13 protein-coding genes are annotated in these 17,649 nt (G+C 72.0%); 8 read left to right on the top strand and 5 right to left on the bottom strand.

Translation table 11 applies throughout. From position 1 onward, the window contains the following. Position 1 precedes the first annotated feature (1 nt). Positions 2-2,938 (bottom strand): GDSL-type esterase/lipase family protein, encoded by a 2,937-nt coding sequence (locus VZQ01_RS25535; protein WP_426748991.1) that lies wholly within the window; start codon positions 2,936-2,938, stop codon positions 2-4. Between the two features lie 70 nt (positions 2,939-3,008). Here VZQ01_RS25535 and VZQ01_RS25540 point away from each other — a divergent pair, with 70 nt between their 5' ends. The 6 genes from VZQ01_RS25540 (at position 3,009) to tpx (ending at position 10,417) form a co-directional block, all read left to right on the top strand. Then, positions 3,009-4,073, top strand: a complete 1,065-nt coding sequence (locus VZQ01_RS25540) for a mannose-1-phosphate guanylyltransferase (RefSeq protein WP_426744917.1) — start codon at positions 3,009-3,011, stop codon at positions 4,071-4,073. A 201-nt stretch (positions 4,074-4,274) separates the two neighbouring features. Continuing rightward, the gene (locus tag VZQ01_RS25545) at positions 4,275-6,218 is read left to right on the top strand and encodes a serine/threonine-protein kinase (RefSeq protein WP_426744918.1); all 1,944 of its coding nucleotides are present in this window, start codon (positions 4,275-4,277) and stop codon (positions 6,216-6,218) included. A 796-nt stretch (positions 6,219-7,014) separates the two neighbouring features. Next, a complete protein-coding gene (locus tag VZQ01_RS25550) occupies positions 7,015-8,385 on the top strand; it encodes a phosphomannomutase/phosphoglucomutase (RefSeq protein WP_426744919.1) in 1,371 nt (456 codons plus the stop codon). Next, entirely contained in the window at positions 8,382-8,933 is a 552-nt protein-coding gene (locus VZQ01_RS25555; RefSeq protein ID WP_141328863.1) for an NADPH-dependent FMN reductase, read from the top strand. The genes VZQ01_RS25550 and VZQ01_RS25555 overlap by 4 nt, the downstream gene beginning before the upstream one ends. A 14-nt stretch (positions 8,934-8,947) precedes the next feature. Beyond that, on the top strand, positions 8,948-9,880 hold the full coding sequence (locus VZQ01_RS25560) for an ROK family protein (RefSeq protein ID WP_426744920.1): 933 nt from the start codon (positions 8,948-8,950) through the stop codon (positions 9,878-9,880). Between the two features lie 18 nt (positions 9,881-9,898). Then, the gene (gene tpx / locus VZQ01_RS25565; RefSeq protein ID WP_223747000.1) at positions 9,899-10,417 is read left to right on the top strand and encodes a thiol peroxidase; all 519 of its coding nucleotides are present in this window, start codon (positions 9,899-9,901) and stop codon (positions 10,415-10,417) included. A gap of 30 nt (positions 10,418-10,447) precedes the next feature. On the opposite strand, the gene VZQ01_RS25570 is transcribed toward tpx, so the two are convergent. Further along, entirely contained in the window at positions 10,448-10,852 is a 405-nt protein-coding gene (locus VZQ01_RS25570; RefSeq protein WP_267699351.1) for a hypothetical protein, read from the bottom strand. A gap of 134 nt (positions 10,853-10,986) precedes the next feature. On the opposite strand from VZQ01_RS25570, the gene VZQ01_RS25575 reads away from it, so the two are divergent. Next, the gene (locus tag VZQ01_RS25575; protein ID WP_305070652.1) at positions 10,987-11,796 is read left to right on the top strand and encodes a helix-turn-helix domain-containing protein; all 810 of its coding nucleotides are present in this window, start codon (positions 10,987-10,989) and stop codon (positions 11,794-11,796) included. Between the two features lie 63 nt (positions 11,797-11,859). On the opposite strand, the gene VZQ01_RS25580 is transcribed toward VZQ01_RS25575, so the two are convergent. The 3 genes from VZQ01_RS25580 to VZQ01_RS25590 are packed head-to-tail and all read right to left on the bottom strand — an operon-like array spanning position 11,860 to position 14,610. After that, a complete protein-coding gene (locus VZQ01_RS25580; RefSeq protein ID WP_223782648.1) occupies positions 11,860-12,408 on the bottom strand; it encodes a M23 family metallopeptidase in 549 nt (182 codons plus the stop codon). A 52-nt stretch (positions 12,409-12,460) separates the two neighbouring features. Further along, positions 12,461-13,435 carry a HEAT repeat domain-containing protein gene (locus VZQ01_RS25585; RefSeq protein WP_426744921.1) on the bottom strand — a complete coding sequence of 325 codons (975 nt, stop codon included), beginning with the start codon at positions 13,433-13,435 and terminating at the stop codon, positions 12,461-12,463. A gap of 11 nt (positions 13,436-13,446) precedes the next feature. Further along, positions 13,447-14,610: a HEAT repeat domain-containing protein gene (locus VZQ01_RS25590; protein WP_223747003.1), complete on the bottom strand. Its 1,164-nt coding sequence runs from the start codon at positions 14,608-14,610 to the stop codon at positions 13,447-13,449. Between the two features lie 183 nt (positions 14,611-14,793). Between VZQ01_RS25590 and VZQ01_RS25595 the strand changes: the two genes are divergently transcribed. Next, complete coding sequence (locus VZQ01_RS25595) at positions 14,794-17,646, top strand: cation-translocating P-type ATPase (protein WP_426744922.1); 2,853 nt, start codon at positions 14,794-14,796, stop codon at positions 17,644-17,646. Positions 17,647-17,649: the final 3 nt, after the last annotated feature.

Raw genomic sequence — 17,649 nt, forward strand, 5'->3', positions numbered from 1 at the left:
GTCAGTTCCCCTCCATGCGCGCGGTGGGCTCGCCCTTCTTGCGCGCCTCGTAGGCCGACAGGAAGTCCCGGGCGAAGCTCGCCGCCAGTCGCTCGTAGCCCTCGGGCGTCAGGTGCACGCCGTCCGTGTGCCCGTACACCGGCCGCGAGCGCTGCCAGCGCAGCATGGCCCGCTCACCGCCCATGGCCGCGCGAGGTGACCAGTACGCGCACCCCGCGTCCCGCGCGACGCGAGGCAGCGTGTCCAGCACCGTCGCCAGCGAGGGCGCCTCCGTCCAGTGTCCGCTCGCGTCCTTCGCCAGCCGGTCCGTGGGGCCCAGCACCAGGCACTCCGCGTTGCCCGTGGCCTTGCGCAGCCGCGAGATGAGCGCCGTGTAGTCGCCCGACAACCCCTGCGCGTCCAGGCCGACGAGGTTCGCCTCGTTGGTGCCGTACCAGAACACGAGCAGGTCCGGCCGCCGCGACGCGAGCTGCGCGTCCACCGCCGCCGCGTCCATGTCCCGCAGGGTGAAGGACGTGGAGCCCGGCAGCCCCAGCGCGTCCAGCACCACGCCCGGCGTGTCGTACTCCAGCGCCGCGCCCAGCACGGTGACCTTGCTGTTCGGCGCCGCCGCGACCTCCACCTCGTGCGAGGTGCCGGTGACGGGGAAGGAGCGGATGCGCACGGTGGGCGCGGTGAGCGGCTCGGGCGGAGGCGCGTCCGGGGGGATGTCCTCGCCGTCCACGCGGATGTCCGGCGACGCCACGTCCGGCACGTCCAGCGCGTACAGGTCCAACCGGCCCGTGCGCGACTTCTCCTCGGGGCAGCCCTTGCAGAACTGGATGCGCAGCTTGGAGCCCGGCGCGCCCACGGCGCGGATGCCCGTCAGGCCCCACACACCGCCCGGCGCAGAGTCCAGCGCGTCCTCCACCTTCCACTCGCCCGTCAGCTCGCGCGCCACGCGCGCCTTGTCCAGGCGCGGCGAGGACTTGCCCGCGGCGATGAAGCCCCGGCCCGCGTCACCGAAGCGCTGGGCGAGCACGTCGCGCACCGCGTCCGTGAAGTAGTGCGACGCGGTATGCGACGCGCCCAGCTGGGCGATGCCCACGCGCAGCGCCTCGCCGGACTCGCGGCGGCGCAGCTTGTCGAAGGTCCGCGTCAGCGCGATGTCCGCGTCCTGCAGCCCCGGCGTGTCCGCCACCGGCACCAGCGGGGTGTGCGCCTTGGCGAAGCTGCGCTGGAGCGCGAGGTCGAAGAGGTGGCCCAGCAGGTCGGAGCCCTTGGCGCGCGGGTGCACCAGGTCCTCCAGCATCAGCCCCGCCTCCAGCCACCGCAGCGCCGCGCCCTCGCCACCCATGGCGTTGTATGCGTCCCAGAACGCGCAGCCGCCCAGGCGCGCCTCCTCGCGGAAGATGTCGGAGACCTCCTTGGACCCACGGCGTGGCACCGGCTCGCCGCCCATGGTCCGCACGCCCGCGTCGATGGGCGACATCACCAGGCACGCCGCGTCCGGCACGTTGGTGCGCACGCGGGAGACCAGCTCCTTCATCTGCGCGCGCACCTCCTCCAAGGTGGTGCGCTCGCGCGAGTAGAAGAACGCCTCGTTGCCGCCCACCATCAGCACCACCATGGACGGCTTGCGCTGGCGCAGCTGCGCGCGGAAGGCCGCGGGCTGGGCGCGCAGGTACACCTCCGCCATGCCGCCCAGCAGGCCCACCGTGTCGTAGATGACGCCCGGCGTGCCCGTCTCCAGCGTCACGCCGTGCAGCTCCACCCGGCCGGACGTGGTGAGCGTGAGCGTCCTGGCGCCCTCGGGCAGGTTCACCCGCGCGAAGGCCGCCTCCGACTTCGTCTTCGAGAAGCCGCGCGTCTGGATGCGCTGCAGCGGACGGCCGTCCACCGACAGCTGCACGGAGCCGCTGGAGGGCTGGGCCAGGAAGAACAGCTCCGCGACCCTGGCTCCTTCCGCGTCGTACTTCGTGTTCTGCGAGCCGCCCGCCGCGGTGAAGGCCACACCCGTCCAGCCCACCCTGTCTCGGGGCCACTTGGTGTCCACCAGCCGCTCGATGGTCCACCCGTCCGAGCCCCGTCCGGAGCGCGTCCACCGGCCCGCGCTCGCGGGGCGGGTGATGAAGAGGAAGCCCTTGCCGCCCGAGCCGAAGCGCTCCTGGAGCCTGTCGCGCACCACGTCGGTGATGTAGTCGGACGCCACCAGCGAGTCGCCCAGGTGCACCACGCGCACGGGCGTGCGTCGGGTGTCCGCGCGCAGCTCGCCCAGCGCCTTGTGGAACGGGGCGAGCCCGTCCTCCTCGCACGTGCCATCCGAGCGCGCCTTGCGGCAGTTGAGCTCGATGTCCACGTGCTGGGCGCTCATCTTCTCGCGCAGCGCCTCCAGTTCCACGGCGCGGGCCAGGGAAGGCGCGCTCAGCTCCTCCAGGCCGATGCCCGGCACGGTGGGCACCACGGGCTGGTCGGGGGGGAGCGCGGCGACGTCGGTGCCCGCGTCCTCGCCCGCATCGTCCTCGGGGGGCGCGGTGGGCTTCGTCGGCTGGCCCGCGGCCACCTCCGTCTCCGGCGCGGGCACGGGCTGGCCCCCCAGGAACCTCGCCGGGACGGTCAGCGCGACCAGCTTCTCCTGCAAGGGACCGCGCTGGAGGGAGGGCAGGGGGCGCCACGCCTCCGGAATCGGGGCGAGCGAAAGCCCCAACGTCAGCGCGATGGTGAGGAGGAGCGTCAGCCCGGTGGATCTGGCCTTGAGGAAGTCCAACAGCGCGGCATGAGACTGGCTTTTCGGGGGCGGGTCAAAACTCCCGCCACTTCCGGCCGCTTCACCGTCCGGAGGGCGTCCGGCCGGGCGGGGTGGGCGGGAAGGTGGGAGTCGCAACGGCTCTGGAGGGGCTGGCTTCGTCACGGCTGCCCTCTTTCCCGGAAAGGCCGAAACGGTATGGTGCGCCGCCAGTCACGCCGGGGGGAAGACCCTGGCGCTTCTCGCTGGCTCCGAGCCGGCACTCGCAGGAGTCGTACCCCGCATGGCCCTCTACCCCGTCATCATGGCCGGTGGCTCCGGCACGCGTTTCTGGCCGCTGTCCCGGCAGGCGCGCCCCAAGCAGTTCCTGCCGCTCGCCTCGAAGCTGCCGCTCATCACCGACACCGCCCAGCGCCTCAAGGGCCTGGCCACGGTGAAGAACACCTTCATCGTGTGCGGCCCGCTGCACGCGAAGGCCGCCGCGAAGCTGGTGAAGGGCCTTCCCAAGCCCAACCTCCTGGTGGAGCCCGTGGCCCGCAACACCGCGCCCGCCATCGCGCTCGCCGCGGTGCAGGTGGCCGCCCGCGACCCGAAGGGCGTCATGGTGGTGTTGCCCTCCGACCACCACGTGGCCGACGTGCCGGGCTTCAAGCGCGTGTTGGAGCAGGCCGCGCGCATCGCCGAGGGGGGCCACATCGTCACCCTGGGCATCCAGCCGAACCGCCCGGAGACGGGCTACGGCTACATCCAGGTGGGTGACGCGCTGGAGGGCGGCGGACGCGCGGTGAAGGCGTTCAAGGAGAAGCCCGACCCCCAGACGGCGCAGGCCTACGTGTCCTCCGGTGAGTACCTGTGGAACGGCGGCATCTTCGTCTTCCGCGCGGACGTCATCCTGGCCGCCTTCGAGCAGCACATGCCAGAGATGAAGAAGGGCCTGAAGGCCCTGCGTGATGCCGCCGGCAAGCGCACCTTCGGCGCGGTGCTCAAGAAGGTGTTCCCCAAGCTGCCGTCCATCTCCATCGACTACGGCGTGATGGAGAAGGCCTCCAACATCGCGGTGCTGCCGGGTGACTTTGGCTGGTCGGACGTCGGCTCCTTCGCGGCCATCCCCGAGGTGCGCCCCGCGGACGCGCACGGCAACGTCATCTCCGGCGACCTGGCCGTCGTGGTGGACTGCAAGGGCTGCATCGTGCTCGCCGACAAGCGCCCGCTGTCCGTCGTGGGCCTCACCGACGTGGTGGTGGTGGACTCCGGCGACGCGGTGCTGGTGGTGCCCCGCGAGAAGAGCCAGGACGTGCGCAAGGTGGTCGAGGCCCTCAAGGCCCGCAAGCTGCAGAAGTACCTGTAGGTGCAGGCGCCCAGTGTGCGCTGGAGAAACTTCCGACCCCGGGGCTGAAAGAACTTCCGCTCCGTGGGTAACGGGGTTCTCCGCTTTCTCGTCCCGGCGGGAGGTTGTCGTGTCCAGTCGCTGACGAAGTCGGGGGTGCACGCCGGTTGCAGGGCCGTCGCCGCCCGCCCCATCCCGGGGCGGACGGGGCGGAGCTCGAACATGGCTTGCAATCACTGCGCGGTGGAGCATCCGGTGGGGTCGGTGTGTCCTCGGGCGCCGTCCCTGGAGGGGCAGCGGCACGGCCCGCTGGTGCTGGGCGCGGCGTTGGGCTCGGGGGCGTTGGGGACGGTGTACCTAGCGGAGCACACGCCCACGGGGCACCGCTTCGCGGTGAAGGTGCTGCACCCGCACCTGGCGGCCCAGCCGGTGGTGCGCTCGCGCTTCCTGGCGGAGGCCCGCGCGCTGCGCTCGCTCAAGCACCGCCATGTGGCGCGGGTGCTGGACGCGCGCATCGGCCCCGCGGGGCTGCCGTGCATGCTGATGGAGCACGCGGAGGGGGAGCCCTTCTCGAAGCTGCCCATGCCGCTGGCTCCGGCGGAAGTCGTGCTGGTGCTGGCCCAGGCGCTGTGCGCGCTGGAGGTCGCCCACGCGCAGGGCCGCGTGCACGGGGGGCTGAGCGCGGACAGCCTGGTGCTGACGTGGGACTCGCGGGGGGAGCGGCGGGTGAAGGTGCTGGGCTTCGGCTCGCGCGAGGTGCTCACCGCCAGCCTGTCCCGCGAGGAGCGCGCGTGCGGCATGGTGGTGGGCTCGCCCGCGTTCCTCGCGCCCGAGCAGTGGGCGCAGGACACGGTGGATGGGCGCACGGACATCTACGCCCTGGGCGTGGTGGGCTACCTGCTGGCCACGGGCCGGCTGCCCTTCGGCTTCGGGCGCGTGGGGGCGCTGTCGCCCGCGGCGCCGCATGAGCTCAACCCTCGCGTGCCGCGCGCTCTCTCGGACGTGCTGCTGCGCGCGCTCTCGCAGAGCCCCGGGGAGCGGTTCCCGGACGCCGTCTCCTTCCGCGAGGCGCTGCTGGACAGCCAGGGCATCGGCCGGGTGCGGCCCGCGCCCCCGCAGCGCACGCGCACGTCGCGCGGGAGCATCTCCATCTTCGGCCACATCCTCCCGGAGGACGACGCCACGCCGCTGCACCGCGCGCTGCGCGAGGTCGCCTACGAGCAGGTGCCGACGGCCGAGCTGACGCCGCCGAAGATGGAGTCGCCCCGGGGCCTGCTCGTGCGGCTGGGGCTGGCCACGGACGCGGAGCTGGTGCCGGTGCGCCTGGGGGATGTGACGGTGGACGGCTTCTTCGCCACGTGGGCGGGGGTGCTGCCTCCGCTCGCCTCGCAGCTCCCGGTGGAGCTGACGTTCAAGGGCCGCAAGGTGGCGTGCGACTGCGACGTGGTCCGCCATGTCACGCGCGAGGAGGCGCGGGCGTGGAACGGTGAGTCGGGGCTGCACGTGCAGTTCGCGGGCGAGGCGGCGCGGGAGCTCCTGGCGCACGCGCTGGGGTTGGGCTCGGGGCCGCGCGCGCTGGAGGCGGAGCCGGTGCCGGACGCGGAGCTGGCCCGGGTGCTGTCGCGCGCGGCGGTGGTGGAGAAGGACCCGTACGCGCTGCTCGGCGCGCTGCCGCACGAGGACTTCGAGGCGGTGCGCCGTCGCGCGACCTCGGCGCTGCGCAGGCTGAACCTCTTCCGTCAGCGCACCCTGCCCCTGGGGCAGCGTCAGGCGCTGGAGGCGCTGCTGCGCCGGGTGGAGGCGGCGGGCCGCATGCTGACCGACGTGGTGTCGCGCGCCGGCTACGACGCCACGCGGGGGAACCTCGCGGGCGTCACGCGCTGCCTCGACGCGGGGCTGGCGGATGAGCAGGCGGAGGTGATGCGCGGTGCCTTCCTCGCGGCGCGTCCGCTGGCGGAGTCGCGGGCCCGGGCGCTCTTCACGCAGGGCCACGCGCTGGAGGTTCGGGGGCAGCACGACGCGGCTCTCGAGCGCTACGCGGAGGCGCTGGCGTTGGATCCGCTCAACGCCTCCTGGCTGCGCCACTACCAGGTCCTGCGCGGGCAGCCGCGCCCTGAGGTGCCGCTCTCCATCGAGAGCGCCGGCGTGGAGGTCACCGCGCACTGAAGGCGCGCGCATTCCGAAGGGGCGCTTCCAGCGGAGCGAGGGTGCGGAGGTCACCGCGTACCGAAGGCGCGCGTGTTCCGGAGGGACGCTTCAAGCGGAGCGTGGGTGTGGAGGTCACCGCGCACTGAAGGCGCGCGTGTTCCGGAGGGACGCTCCCAGCGGAGCGAGGGTGCGGAGGTCACCGCGTACCGAAGGCGCGCGTGTTCCGGAGGGGCGCTCCCAGCGGAGCGCGGGTGCGGAGGTCACCGCGTACCGAAGGCACGCGTGTTCCGGAGGGGTGCCCCCAGCGGAGCGTGAGCGCCGTGGACTCAGGTCCGGCCTCTACCGAGGCCGTGCTCGTGACCCTGGCGATACGGCGAGCACGCACTCGGGCCTCTACCGAGGCCGCCCTCGTGACCCTGGCGATACGGTGAGCACGCACTCGGGCCTTGCCGAGGCGGCGCCCGCTGCCGAGGAGAGGCCGCTGGCACGCGCTCGGCGGCCGCGCCGTCGAGGCGGGGCCCACCCGAACTTCTCCGACCCATGAGGGCTCGCCTGGAGGGCGTTCGCCCCAGGAGGCCGGCCCGACTGGAGCGCTCGCCTCCCTCGACAGAGGGAGCCCGGACCCCCGGTCGCCCCACAGCCGGGCGGGTGTGGGGGTTGATTGGCACCCCAGGGATTCACAGGGGCGCCGAGGGAGCATCGTTCAGCAGCCCGCGCAGGCCCCCTGTCGGGTGCCGGGAACCGTTGCGCTCGTGTAGAGTCCGCCGCCCTCTGTCATGCCCTCCGGTTCCAGGAGGAGGGCGGGGACACCTTCATGAACGCGCATATCTTCCGCGAGTACGACATCCGGGGTCTGGTGGACAAGGACCTCACGGCCGAAGTGGTGGAGCTGCTGGGCAAGGGCCTGGGCACCATCATCCGCCGCAACGGCGGCCGCTTCATCGCCGTGGGCCGCGACTGCCGCGAGTCCTCCACCCGCTTCCGAGACTCGCTCTGTGCCGGCCTGACGTCCACGGGCCTCAACGTCTTCGACGTGGGCGTGGTGCCCACGCCGCTGACCTACTTCGCCGCCAACACCCTGCCGGTGGATGGCCTGGCCATGATTACCGGCAGCCACAACCCGCCCGAGTACAACGGCTTCAAGATTGGCGCGGGCAAGACGACCTTCCACAGCCACGAAATCCAGGCCCTGCGCCGCCTCATCGAGGCGCGGGACTTCGAGGTCTCGAAGACGCCCGGCACCGTGACGCCGTACGACATCATCACCCCCTACAACCACTTCGTCCGCCAGACGGTGAAGGTGGGCCGCAAGGGGATGAAGATCGTCATCGACGCGGGCAACGGCACCGGCGGCGCCATCGCCGTCCCCCTGTTCGAGTCCATGGGCTTCGACGTGGTGCCCCTGTTCTGCGAGATGGACGCGACGTTCCCCAACCACCACCCGGACCCCACCGTGGTGGAGAACCTCCAGGACCTCATCGCCGCGGTGAAGCGCGAGAAGGCCGAGGTGGGCATCGCCTACGATGGTGACAGCGACCGCATCGGCGTCATCGACGACCAGGGCAACATCCTCTGGGGCGACCAGCTCATGGTCCTCTTCAGCCGCTACGTCCTCAAGGACAGCCCGGGCGCGGCCATCGTCGGCGAGGTCAAGTGCAGCTACACGCTGTACGACGACATCGCCAAGCGCGGCGGCAAGCCCGTGATGTGGAAGGCGGGCCACTCGCTCATCAAGGCGAAGATGAAGGAGGAGCACGCGGAGCTGGCCGGCGAGATGAGCGGCCACATCTTCTTCAAGAACCGCTACTTCGGCTTCGACGACGCGGTGTACTCGTCCGCGCGCCTGCTCGAAATCCTCACCCACGAGAAGCAGAAGATGTCGGAGCTGCTCGCGGACGTGCCGAAGACCTACGCCAGCCCCGAGCTGCGCTTCGACACGAAGGAGGAGAAGAAGTTCGAGATGGTCAAGCGCGCCACGGAGACGCTGCGCGCGGCGGGCCACGACATCATCGACGTGGACGGCGTGCGCGTGACGTTCCCCGACGGCTGGGGCCTCATCCGCGCCTCCAACACCCAGCCCATCCTGGTGCTGCGCTTCGAGGCCAACACGCCCGAGCGCCTCAAGGAGATCCAGGCCCTCATCGAGGGCACCGTGGCCCAGGTGCAGCGTGAGGTGGGAGGGTGAGCGCGCCTCGAATCCTGGCCATCGCGGGCAGCCTGCGCACCGGCGGCTTCAACCAGAAGCTCCTGGCGCTGGCCGTCGAGAAGGCCCGCGCGCTCGGCGCGGACGTGGACGTGGTGGACCTCAAGACGGTGGGCGTGCCGCTCTACGACGGTGACGTGGAAGCCCAGGGCCTGCCCCCGAGCGTCGTCGCCCTGCGCGAGCGGGTGGCGAAGGCCCAGGGCCTCCTCATCTCGAGCCCCGAGTACAACTCGTCGATTCCAGGCGGCCTGAAGAACGCCATCGACTGGGCGTCGCGTGCGCCCGGCCGGCTGTTCCAGGGCAAGTGGACGGCCATCATGGGCGCAAGCCCCGGCAACTTCGGCACCGCGCGCATGCAGCCGCACCTGCGGCAGGTGATGTCGTCGGTGGGCGCGCTGGTGCTGCCCACGCAGGTGCACCTGGCGCGGGCCGCGGAGGCCTTCACGCCGGAGGGCCGGTTCAAGGACGACGCGCGGCAGCAGGAAGTCGAGGCGCTGGTGACCGAGCTGGTCCAGCGCGTGAAAGGCTAGAGGGGAACACCGCCATGCCGACGCTGGGAATCGACCTGGGGGGGACGTTCGCTCGAGCCGCCGTGGTGGACGAGGCGGGGAAGCTGCTCGCGTCGACCAAGGTGGCGCTCGCCGAGCGCAGCCCGTCCGGGGTGGTGGAGACCATCGCCCAGGCCGCCTCCGAAGCGGTGCGGTCCGCGGGTGTGCCGGTGGACGCCTGCGGCGTGGGCGCGGCCGCGCAGATCCACAAGGACTCCGGGGTGCTGTCGGTGGCCCCCAACCTGGGCTGGCGCAACGTGCCCCTGGGCAAGATGCTCACGGACCGGCTGAAGCAGCCGGTGAAGGTGGTGAACGACCTGTCCGCCGCCGCGTGGGGTGAGCTGCACGCGGGCGCGGGCCGTGGCGCGCAGGACCTGCTGGTGGTGTTCGTCGGCTCGGGCGTGGGCAGCGCCATCATCGCCGGCGGGCGCCTCCTGGAGGGCGCGGGCGGGGTGGCGGCCGAGCTGGGCCACATCAAGGTCGTCCCCGACGGGCGGCGCTGCGGCTGCGGCGAGCAGGGCTGCCTGGAGGCGTATACCGGGGGCCACAACCTCATCGCCCAGTCGAAGGAGCTGCTCGTCGCGGGCCGTGCTCCGCTGCTCGCGAAGCTCGTGGAGAACGACGCCTCCCGGCTGACCCCGGTGTCGCTGGAAGAGGCGGCGGAAGCAGGCGACGAGGCCGCTCGGGAGGTGTATGAGCGGGCCGCGCGTTTCCTGGCGCTGGCGGTGGCCAACCAGGTGACGGTGTTGAACCCGGCGAGGCTCATTCTCGGGGGTGGGGTGTTGAACCACTGCCCTGGGATGCGGCGCCGGGTGTTGGACGGTGTGAGGGCGTGGGCGTCCCAGACGTCCCGCGAGGGGTTGCTCATCGCCGACGCGGAGCTCGGCGACGACAGCGGCCTCATTGGTGCGGCACTGCTGGCCGCGTGACGTGAGAGGAGTGCAGTGATGGCCGAGTTCAAGGACCAGGTCACCTACCGCGGCAAGCCGGTGACGCTGGAGGGCGACGGGCAGGTGCAGGTGGGCGACCTCGCGCCCGACTTCACCGTGTACAAGGGCTTCTACGAGTCCCACCGCCTGTCGGAGCTCAAGGGGCAGGTGGTGGTGTTGAGCGTGGCGCCGAGCGTGGACACCAAGGTCTGCGCCATCCAGCTGCGCATGTTCAACCAGCAGGCGACGCAGCTGGGGCCGGACGTGAAGGTCTGGTACCTGAGCCTGGATTTGCCCTTCGCCCTCAACCGCTTCAGCGCGGCCGAGGGCATCCAGAACGTGGCGGTGCTCTCGGACTACAAGGACCGGGACTTCGCGCGGAAGTACGGGCTGTACATGAAGGAGCTGGGCCTCCTGGCGCGCAGCACCTTCGTGGTGGACCGCGAGGGCCGGGTGGTGTTCCGCGAAATCGTCCCGGAGATGATGCACGAGCCGGACTACGACGCCGCGCTGGAGGCGGTGCGCAAGGCGCTCTGAGGCGCGCCTCGCGCCGCGCTCGACGCACGCTCAGGCGGGCACCATGCGGGCCTGCTTGAGGGCCATCAGCTCCAGGCAGCTGAAGGCGGCCACGGCCACGGCCTGCACCACGGTGAAGGCCACGCCCCAGACGGTGGGCTGCACCCAGCCCGTGGCGAGCAGCGCCAGGCTGTCCACCGTCCACAGCACGTTGGCGCCGATGATGGCCCAGACGAGCCCCCGGGGGACGAGGGGCCGGTTGGCCAGGAACACGAGCAGCGCGGCGAAGGGCAGCAGGCTGAAGCCCGCCGAGCGCAGCAGCGTGACGGGCAGGCCGAGCAGCTCGCTCAGGGGCTGGGCGGCGAAGAACATCAGGGCACCGGTGGCGCCGCTGATGAGGCCGTCGGCGAGCAGGATGTGGCCCAGGAAGGTACGCGACGCGGGAATGGCGCTCATGGCTGTGTCCTTGGAATGCGGCGCCGGGGAAATCCCGCCGCCGTCTGGGGACACACATTGCGCGTGGGCGGTGCGCGGGTCGATTACGCGGGAGGTAATGGGCAGGCTTCCCCGTTGTTCCTAGGGTCAGGGGCATGATGATGCCGAGCCGTCCGGTGGGAGAGTTGCTGCGCGAGTGGCGTCAGCGCCGCAGCCTGAGTCAGTTGGACCTGGCGTGCCGCGCGGAGGTGTCCGCCCGCCACGTGAGCTTCCTGGAGACGGGGCGCTCCACGCCGAGCCGGGACATGCTGCTGCACCTGGCCGAGGAGCTGGACGTGCCGCTGCGCGAGCGCAACACGCTGCTCGTGGCGGCGGGCTTCGCGCCCGTCTACTCGGAGAACGAGCTGGACGGGCCGCGCATGACGGCGGCGCGCGAGGCGGTGGAGCTGGTGCTCTCCGGACACGAGCCGTACCCGGCGCTCGCGGTGGACCGGCACTGGCACCTCGTCACGGCCAACCGCGCGGTGGGCGTGCTCCTGGAGGGCATCCCCGGCGAGCTGCTCCAGCCCCCCGTCAACGTGCTGCGGCTGAGCCTGCACCCGGACGGCCTGGGCCGGCGCATCCTCAACCTGGAGCAGTGGCGCGCGCACGTGCTGGCCAGGCTGCAGCGGCAGGTGTCGACCACCGCGGACGCGACGCTGGCGGCGCTGCTCGACGAGCTGCGGGGGATGGGGCCGGTGCCGAGCCACGCGTCCGAGCCGGACTACGCGGGGGTGGTGGTGCCCCTTCGCATCATGACGCCCCGGGGCGTGCTGGCCTTCATCGGCACGACGACGGTGTTCGGCACGCCGGTGGACGTCACCCTGGCGGAGCTGGCGATTGAGTCCTTCTTCCCCGCGGACGCGGCGACGGGGGAAATCCTGCGCCGGGCCGCCGCCGAGGCCCCGCGGCGCTCCGACGCGTGAAACAAGGACGCCCCGCCTCGGCCATAGGGAAACCGGAGCGGGGCGCGGGTTTGGGGACTGCGACTACAGCGTGGGCGTACCCACGCGATTGCTGCAATACGCACTGGAGCCGCACGTGGTGCCGACGCTGGTGTACCAGGCCGTCTTGCGGGTGCCGTACTGGCGGTTGTCCGCGTGCACGTGCGCGCCGGTGGAGTTGCCCGTGGAGCCCACCAGGCCCAGCGCGCAGCGGTCGCAGGTCTTGGAGCCGGAGGACACGTTGGAGTTCAGGTGGAGCTGGCGGAAGTCCCAGCCGCTGCCGCCGGTGACGACGTAGTAGTTGCCCGCGCCGCCGTTGCAGCTGGTGCCGCCGCTGCAGTTGTTCGCACAGCCGCCGTAGTAGGCGTAGTAGCGGCTGACGTTGATCATCCCGCGGTGGTTCCACACGCTGCACGTGCCATTGCTCATGTCGAGCGCGTTGTGGCTGCTGCCCGAGCACGAGTAGTACGTCGTGGAGCCCACGCGCGCGGCCGTGTCACAGATGGGACCGACGGCCGTCGCCGACGACGCGCTCGTGGACCACCCCGTCACGGCCAAGGCCACCGTGGCCAACATCCACTTCAATGCCTTCATGGAACTGCCTCCTCTGGTTGTTTCGCTGCGGCACTGCCCGGTGATGCAGGGGTCACCTCCTCAGCCGCTGCTTCTCGCGCAGCAGCAGGTGCCACTCCTGGAGGTTGAGCTTCAGCGCGGACAGCCACGCGTCGATTTCAGGGTCCATGCGCGGGTCCACGCCGCGCAGCGACTCCAGCAGGGGCCGCGCGGAGGACTGCCCCAGCCGGGCGATGCCCTCGAGCGCCGCCTTGCGCACCGCCGGATTCGGGTCCCCGCGGAAGGCCTCCACCAGCGCGCGCCGCGCCCCCGCTGACTCCGCTCCCGGCGCGCCTCCCAGCGCCGTCGCCGCCGCCGCGCGCAGCTCCGGGGACTCGGCCTTCAGGTGCCGGGTGACGCGCTCCACCGTCTCGTGGCCCACGGCCTCCATGGACACCTCGCCCAAGAGCCTCGCCGCCACCGCGGGGTCCTCGGCCGCCGACGCCACCGCCACCGTCGTCTCCGACACCGTGCGGTCATGGCCCGAGTACACCTGTGCGCTCTCCGCCAGCAGGTTGTCGGCCACCGCCTGGCGCACCTCCGGGGAGCTGTCGCGCACCAGCTGCTCGTACGTCACCACGCCGCCGTTCTTCGCCATGAACTCCACGGAGGGCGTGGCCCTGAGGGCCCGCACCGCCGCCGCGCGCGCCGCCGGGTCCGCGTCTCCCGCGGCCCGGGCCAGCAGCGGCTGCACCAGTCCGGGCGACTCCGCGTGACTTGCCTTCGTGGCCAGCGCCGCGCCCAGGGCCTCCAGCACCTCCGGCTGGTGCTCGCGCTCCAGCGCGGCCTGCAGCTCCCCGGCGGGCATGGCCAGCGCCGCCTCGCGCAGCCGCGCCTTCACGTAGTGCTTCAGCGCGGGTGAGCCGTCCTTCATCGCCGCGCGCACGTCGCGGAGCATCGTCTCCACCGAGCACGTCTCGGGCGTCAAGAGCGGCGCGGCCGCGCTCGCCGGCCCCGCCGCGCCCAGGAGGAACGACACCAGGAGCCCGCGCCCCCATCGCCTGTTCATGAGGGCATGCATCAGTGCGGCGCTCCTTCCTCGACGAGGCACGCGTGGTGCTCGCCCTTGCCCAGCCAGATGCGGGCGAAGTCCACGGTGCCGGAGGCGTACAGCTGCTGGAACTCGGTGTAGTCGCGCTGGAAGCGCGGGTCCTTCGCGGCGAGCCTCGCCAGCATCGGCAGCGCTCCCTCTCCCGCGGCGCGCACGGCGAAGCGGAAGATGGCCCAGCGCACGCAGACGTCGTGCTCCTTGTCGAACGCCGCCTCGTAGATTTTCAGCGCCTGCTCGGGCTCGCGCGTGACGCCCAGCCGGAAGGCGGCCATCTCCCGCACGTCGCGCTCGCGGTCCGTGGTGAGGATGTGCTCCAGCTCGTCGAAGGACTCCGGGCCGATGAGCGGGTCGGAGTACGACGGCATCTCCAGCGCGAGCAACCGCACCGCCATGTCGTCCGAGGTGCCGGCGATGGAGAGCAGCTCCTTCCAGTACGGCGCATGGGTGCCCGTGCGCTCGAAGTCCTCCTTCATCACCCGGCCCAGCGTGCGCGTGGCCACCCACGCGGTGGAGTCCGCCGTCTCGTCCAGGGCCACCGCCTTGAGCCGCGCCAGGTCCCCGGGCGACAGCCGCCGCTGGGTCTCCAGGGCGTCCAGCGCCGCCGAGCGGTTCTGGGTCGGCAGGCTCTTGTCCTCGCCCATCCCCAGGAGCGCCGCCGACACCTTCGCGTCGTGCACGGCTGGCGCCGCCTTCACGGCCTCCAGGTAGAGCCCCAGCTCCGGAGGGCTGGCCTGCTTCGCCCACTCGATGACCTGCAGCGCGCGCCCCGCGTCCTGCCCCACGAGCTCCGTCAGGCGCTCCTGGAGGTAGGTCGCCAGCAGGTTGTCGCGGTGCCCCACCGCCACCCCCAGCGCCGCGCGCAGCGCGTCCAGCGAGGTCGCCTTGTCCAGCTCCCGCAGGCCATCCCAGCACCCGGGCATCGGCAGCTGCTCCACCGCGGGCGTCGGCTCCGAGGCCGGCGGCACCCCCGAGGGCGTGCCCACCATGACGCCGCTGGAGGTGGGCGGCCTCGCGGCGCTCGCGGCGGGGGCGGATTCATTCGAGGAGGCAGACAGGCCTCGGGTCAGCAGCGCGACGACCGAGGCCACCAGCACCACCCCCAACAGGACCACACCGGACTTTTTGGAGTTCATCAGGACGAAGTCGAGAAGCTCGTGATTCCTTTAATTCTTGATTACTTGGAAATCGCGAGCCAGGCAACGGCTTTGTCACGGCCGCGACGCGTCGCCTGCCTCCTGCGAGGGCGGGCGTGGGGCGCGGGCCTGGGGCGGACATAGCTTGAGGGGAGAGAGCTGGTTGCTGACTGGGGGAGTCGAATGCGCGAGCCGCCACCCGCCGCGTCCGGCGTCGAGGACGCACGTGAGCCCGCTTCGGGAGCGGTGCCCTGGCATGCCCTGCCGGTCGAGCGGGCCTTCGAGCGGCTGGAGAGCGGACCGTCAGGGCTGACGGACGAGCAGGCGCGCGAGCGGCTCTCCCGTCATGGGCCCAACGTCCTGGAGCGACAGAAGGGCGAGGGGCCGCTGAAGCTGTTGTGGCGACAGGTGAACAGTCCGTTCATCTGGGTGCTCATCGTGTCGGCGGTGCTGGCGGTGGTGATGGGCAAGGTGACGGACGGGCTGGTGGTGGCCGCCGTGGTGGTGCTCAACACGCTCATCGGCTTCGTGCAGGAGTTCCGCGCGGGCAAGGCCATCGAGGCGCTCAGCCGGATGGTGCCGCAGAACGCGACGGTGGTGCGCGCGGGCCACAAGCGCGCGGTGCCCGCCGCGGAGCTGGTGCCCGGGGATGTGGTGGAGATTGCCGCCGGGGACAAGGTGCCCGCGGACATGCGGCTGGTGGGCTCGCGCAACCTCCAGGTGGAGGAGGCCGCGCTCACGGGCGAGTCCGTGCCGGCGTCGAAGCAGCCCTCGGTGGTGGCCAAGGACGCGGAGCTGGGGGACAGGACGAGCGTCGTCTTCGGCGGCACGCTGGTGACCTCGGGCGTGGGGCAGGCGGTGGTCATCGCGACGGGAGGCGCCACGGAGCTGGGGCGCATCTCGGAGATGTTGAGCGAAGCGACGGATTTGCAGACGCCGCTGACGAAGGCGCTCGCGAGCATCGCCAAGGTCATCACCGTGGCCATCCTCGTCGTATCGGTGCTGCTGCTCGGGGTGGGGCTGTGGCGCGGGTATGACATGAGCGAGGCGGTGGTGGTGGCCATCACCCTGGCGGTGGCGGCGATTCCGGAGGGCCTGCCCGCCATCGTCACCATCGCCCTGGCCATCGGCGTGCAGCGCATGGCGGCCCGGCGCGCGGTCATCCGCAAGCTGCCCGCGGTGGAGACGCTGGGCAGCACCACCGTCATCTGCTCGGACAAGACGGGCACGCTCACGCGCAACGAGATGACGGTGCAGGCCCTGTGGACGCCGACGGGGCGCTACACCGTCACCGGCGTGGGGTACGCGCCCCGGGGCGAGCTGCGCCGCGACGGCCCGGCGCTCAGCGAGTCGCTCCTGCCCGACGACGCGAAGGAGCTGCTGCTCGCGGGCGCGCTGTGCAACGACGCGGCGCTGGAGGGCGGTGACGGCGACTGGCGGATGACGGGCGACCCGACGGAGGGCGCGCTGGTGGTGGCGGCGGAGAAGGCGGGCCTGCGCGTGGAGGAGTCCCGCTCGCGCTTCACCCGCGTGGACGCCATCCCGTTCGAGTCGGAGAACCAGTTCATGGCCACGCTGCACGACGACGGCCGCGCGGGCCGCGTGGTGCTCCTCAAGGGCGCGCCCGAGGTGGTCCTGGCGCGCTGCGAGCTGGACGGCGCGGCGTCACGTGAGGCGGTGCTGGAGGAAGTGGAGCGGCTGGCGCGGCGGGGCATGCGCGTGCTCGCGGTGGCGTCGCGGCAGGTGCCCGAGGCGAAGGACGACCTGGCGCTCGAGGACGTCGAGGGTGGGCTGGAGCTCCTGGGCCTGCAGGGGATGATGGACCCTCCGCGCGAGGAGGCCATCGAGGCGGTGCGCGCCTGTCACGAGGCGGGCATCGTCGTGAAGATGATCACGGGCGACCACCTGGCGACGGCGGAGGCCATCGGCGCGAAGCTGGGTCTTCAAGAGGCGGGGATGCCGGGCGTCGCGGGCGCGAAGCTGGGGGCGCTGGACGACGCGCAGCTGGCGCACGTGGCCGAGAGCACGAACGTCTTCGCGCGCGTGGCGCCGGAGCACAAGCTGCGCCTGGTGCGCGCGCTCCAGGGCCGAGGGCACGTGGTGGCGATGACGGGCGACGGGGTGAATGACGCGCCCGCGCTCAAGCAGGCGAACATCGGCGTGGCGATGGGAATCACCGGCACGGCGGTGTCCAAGGAGGCGGCGGACATCGTCCTCACGGATGACAACTTCGCCTCCATCGCGGCGGCGGTGGAGGAGGGGCGGCGCGTCTACGACAACCTCATCAAGTCGCTCGCCTTCGTGCTGCCCACCAACCTGGGGCTCGCGCTCATCCTGCTGTGCGGCGTGGCGTTCTTCCCCATCCAGGACATCGGCGGGAGGGCGGTGCCGCTGATGGCGATGCTGCCCACGCAGCTGTTGTGGATCAACCTGGTGGCCACGGTGTCGCTCGCGCTGCCGCTGGCGTTCGAGGCGCGCGAGTCGGACGTGATGCGCCGCAGGCCGCGCCGTCCGGACGCACCGGTGCTCAGCCACTTCGTGGTGATGCGCACGGGGCTGGTCGCGCTGCTCATGGCGGCGGGGGCCATCGGCCTGTTCCTCTGGGAGTACTCGCGCGAGCTGCCGGCGGTGGGGCACGCGCGGGCGCTGGCCGAGGCGCAGACGATGGCGGTGAACACCGTCATCAGCTTCCAGATTTTCTACATGGTGATGTGCCGCACGCTCACGGGCTCCGTGCGCAAGGTGGGCCTGTTCAGCAACCCCACGGTGTTCATGGGCATCGGCGCGCTGGTGCTGCTGCAGCTCGCGTTCATGTACGTGCCCTTCATGCGGAGCATCTTCGGAACGGCGCCCCTGTCGCTGGAGGCCATCGGCCTGTCCGTGCTGGTGGGCGCGGTGGTGCTGCCCGCCGTCGGCCTGGAGAAGTGGCTGCGAGGACGCAAGGACGGCGGCCCCGTGCAGCGGCCCCGCGCCCGGGAGCGGGGGGACGAGGACCACACGCCGCCGCCCGGCAGACGCGAGCGGCTGCCCGCGTAGGCG

The sequence above is a fragment of the Myxococcus faecalis genome (genome assembly GCF_050039385.1).
Taxonomy (GTDB): domain Bacteria; phylum Myxococcota; class Myxococcia; order Myxococcales; family Myxococcaceae; genus Myxococcus; species Myxococcus fulvus.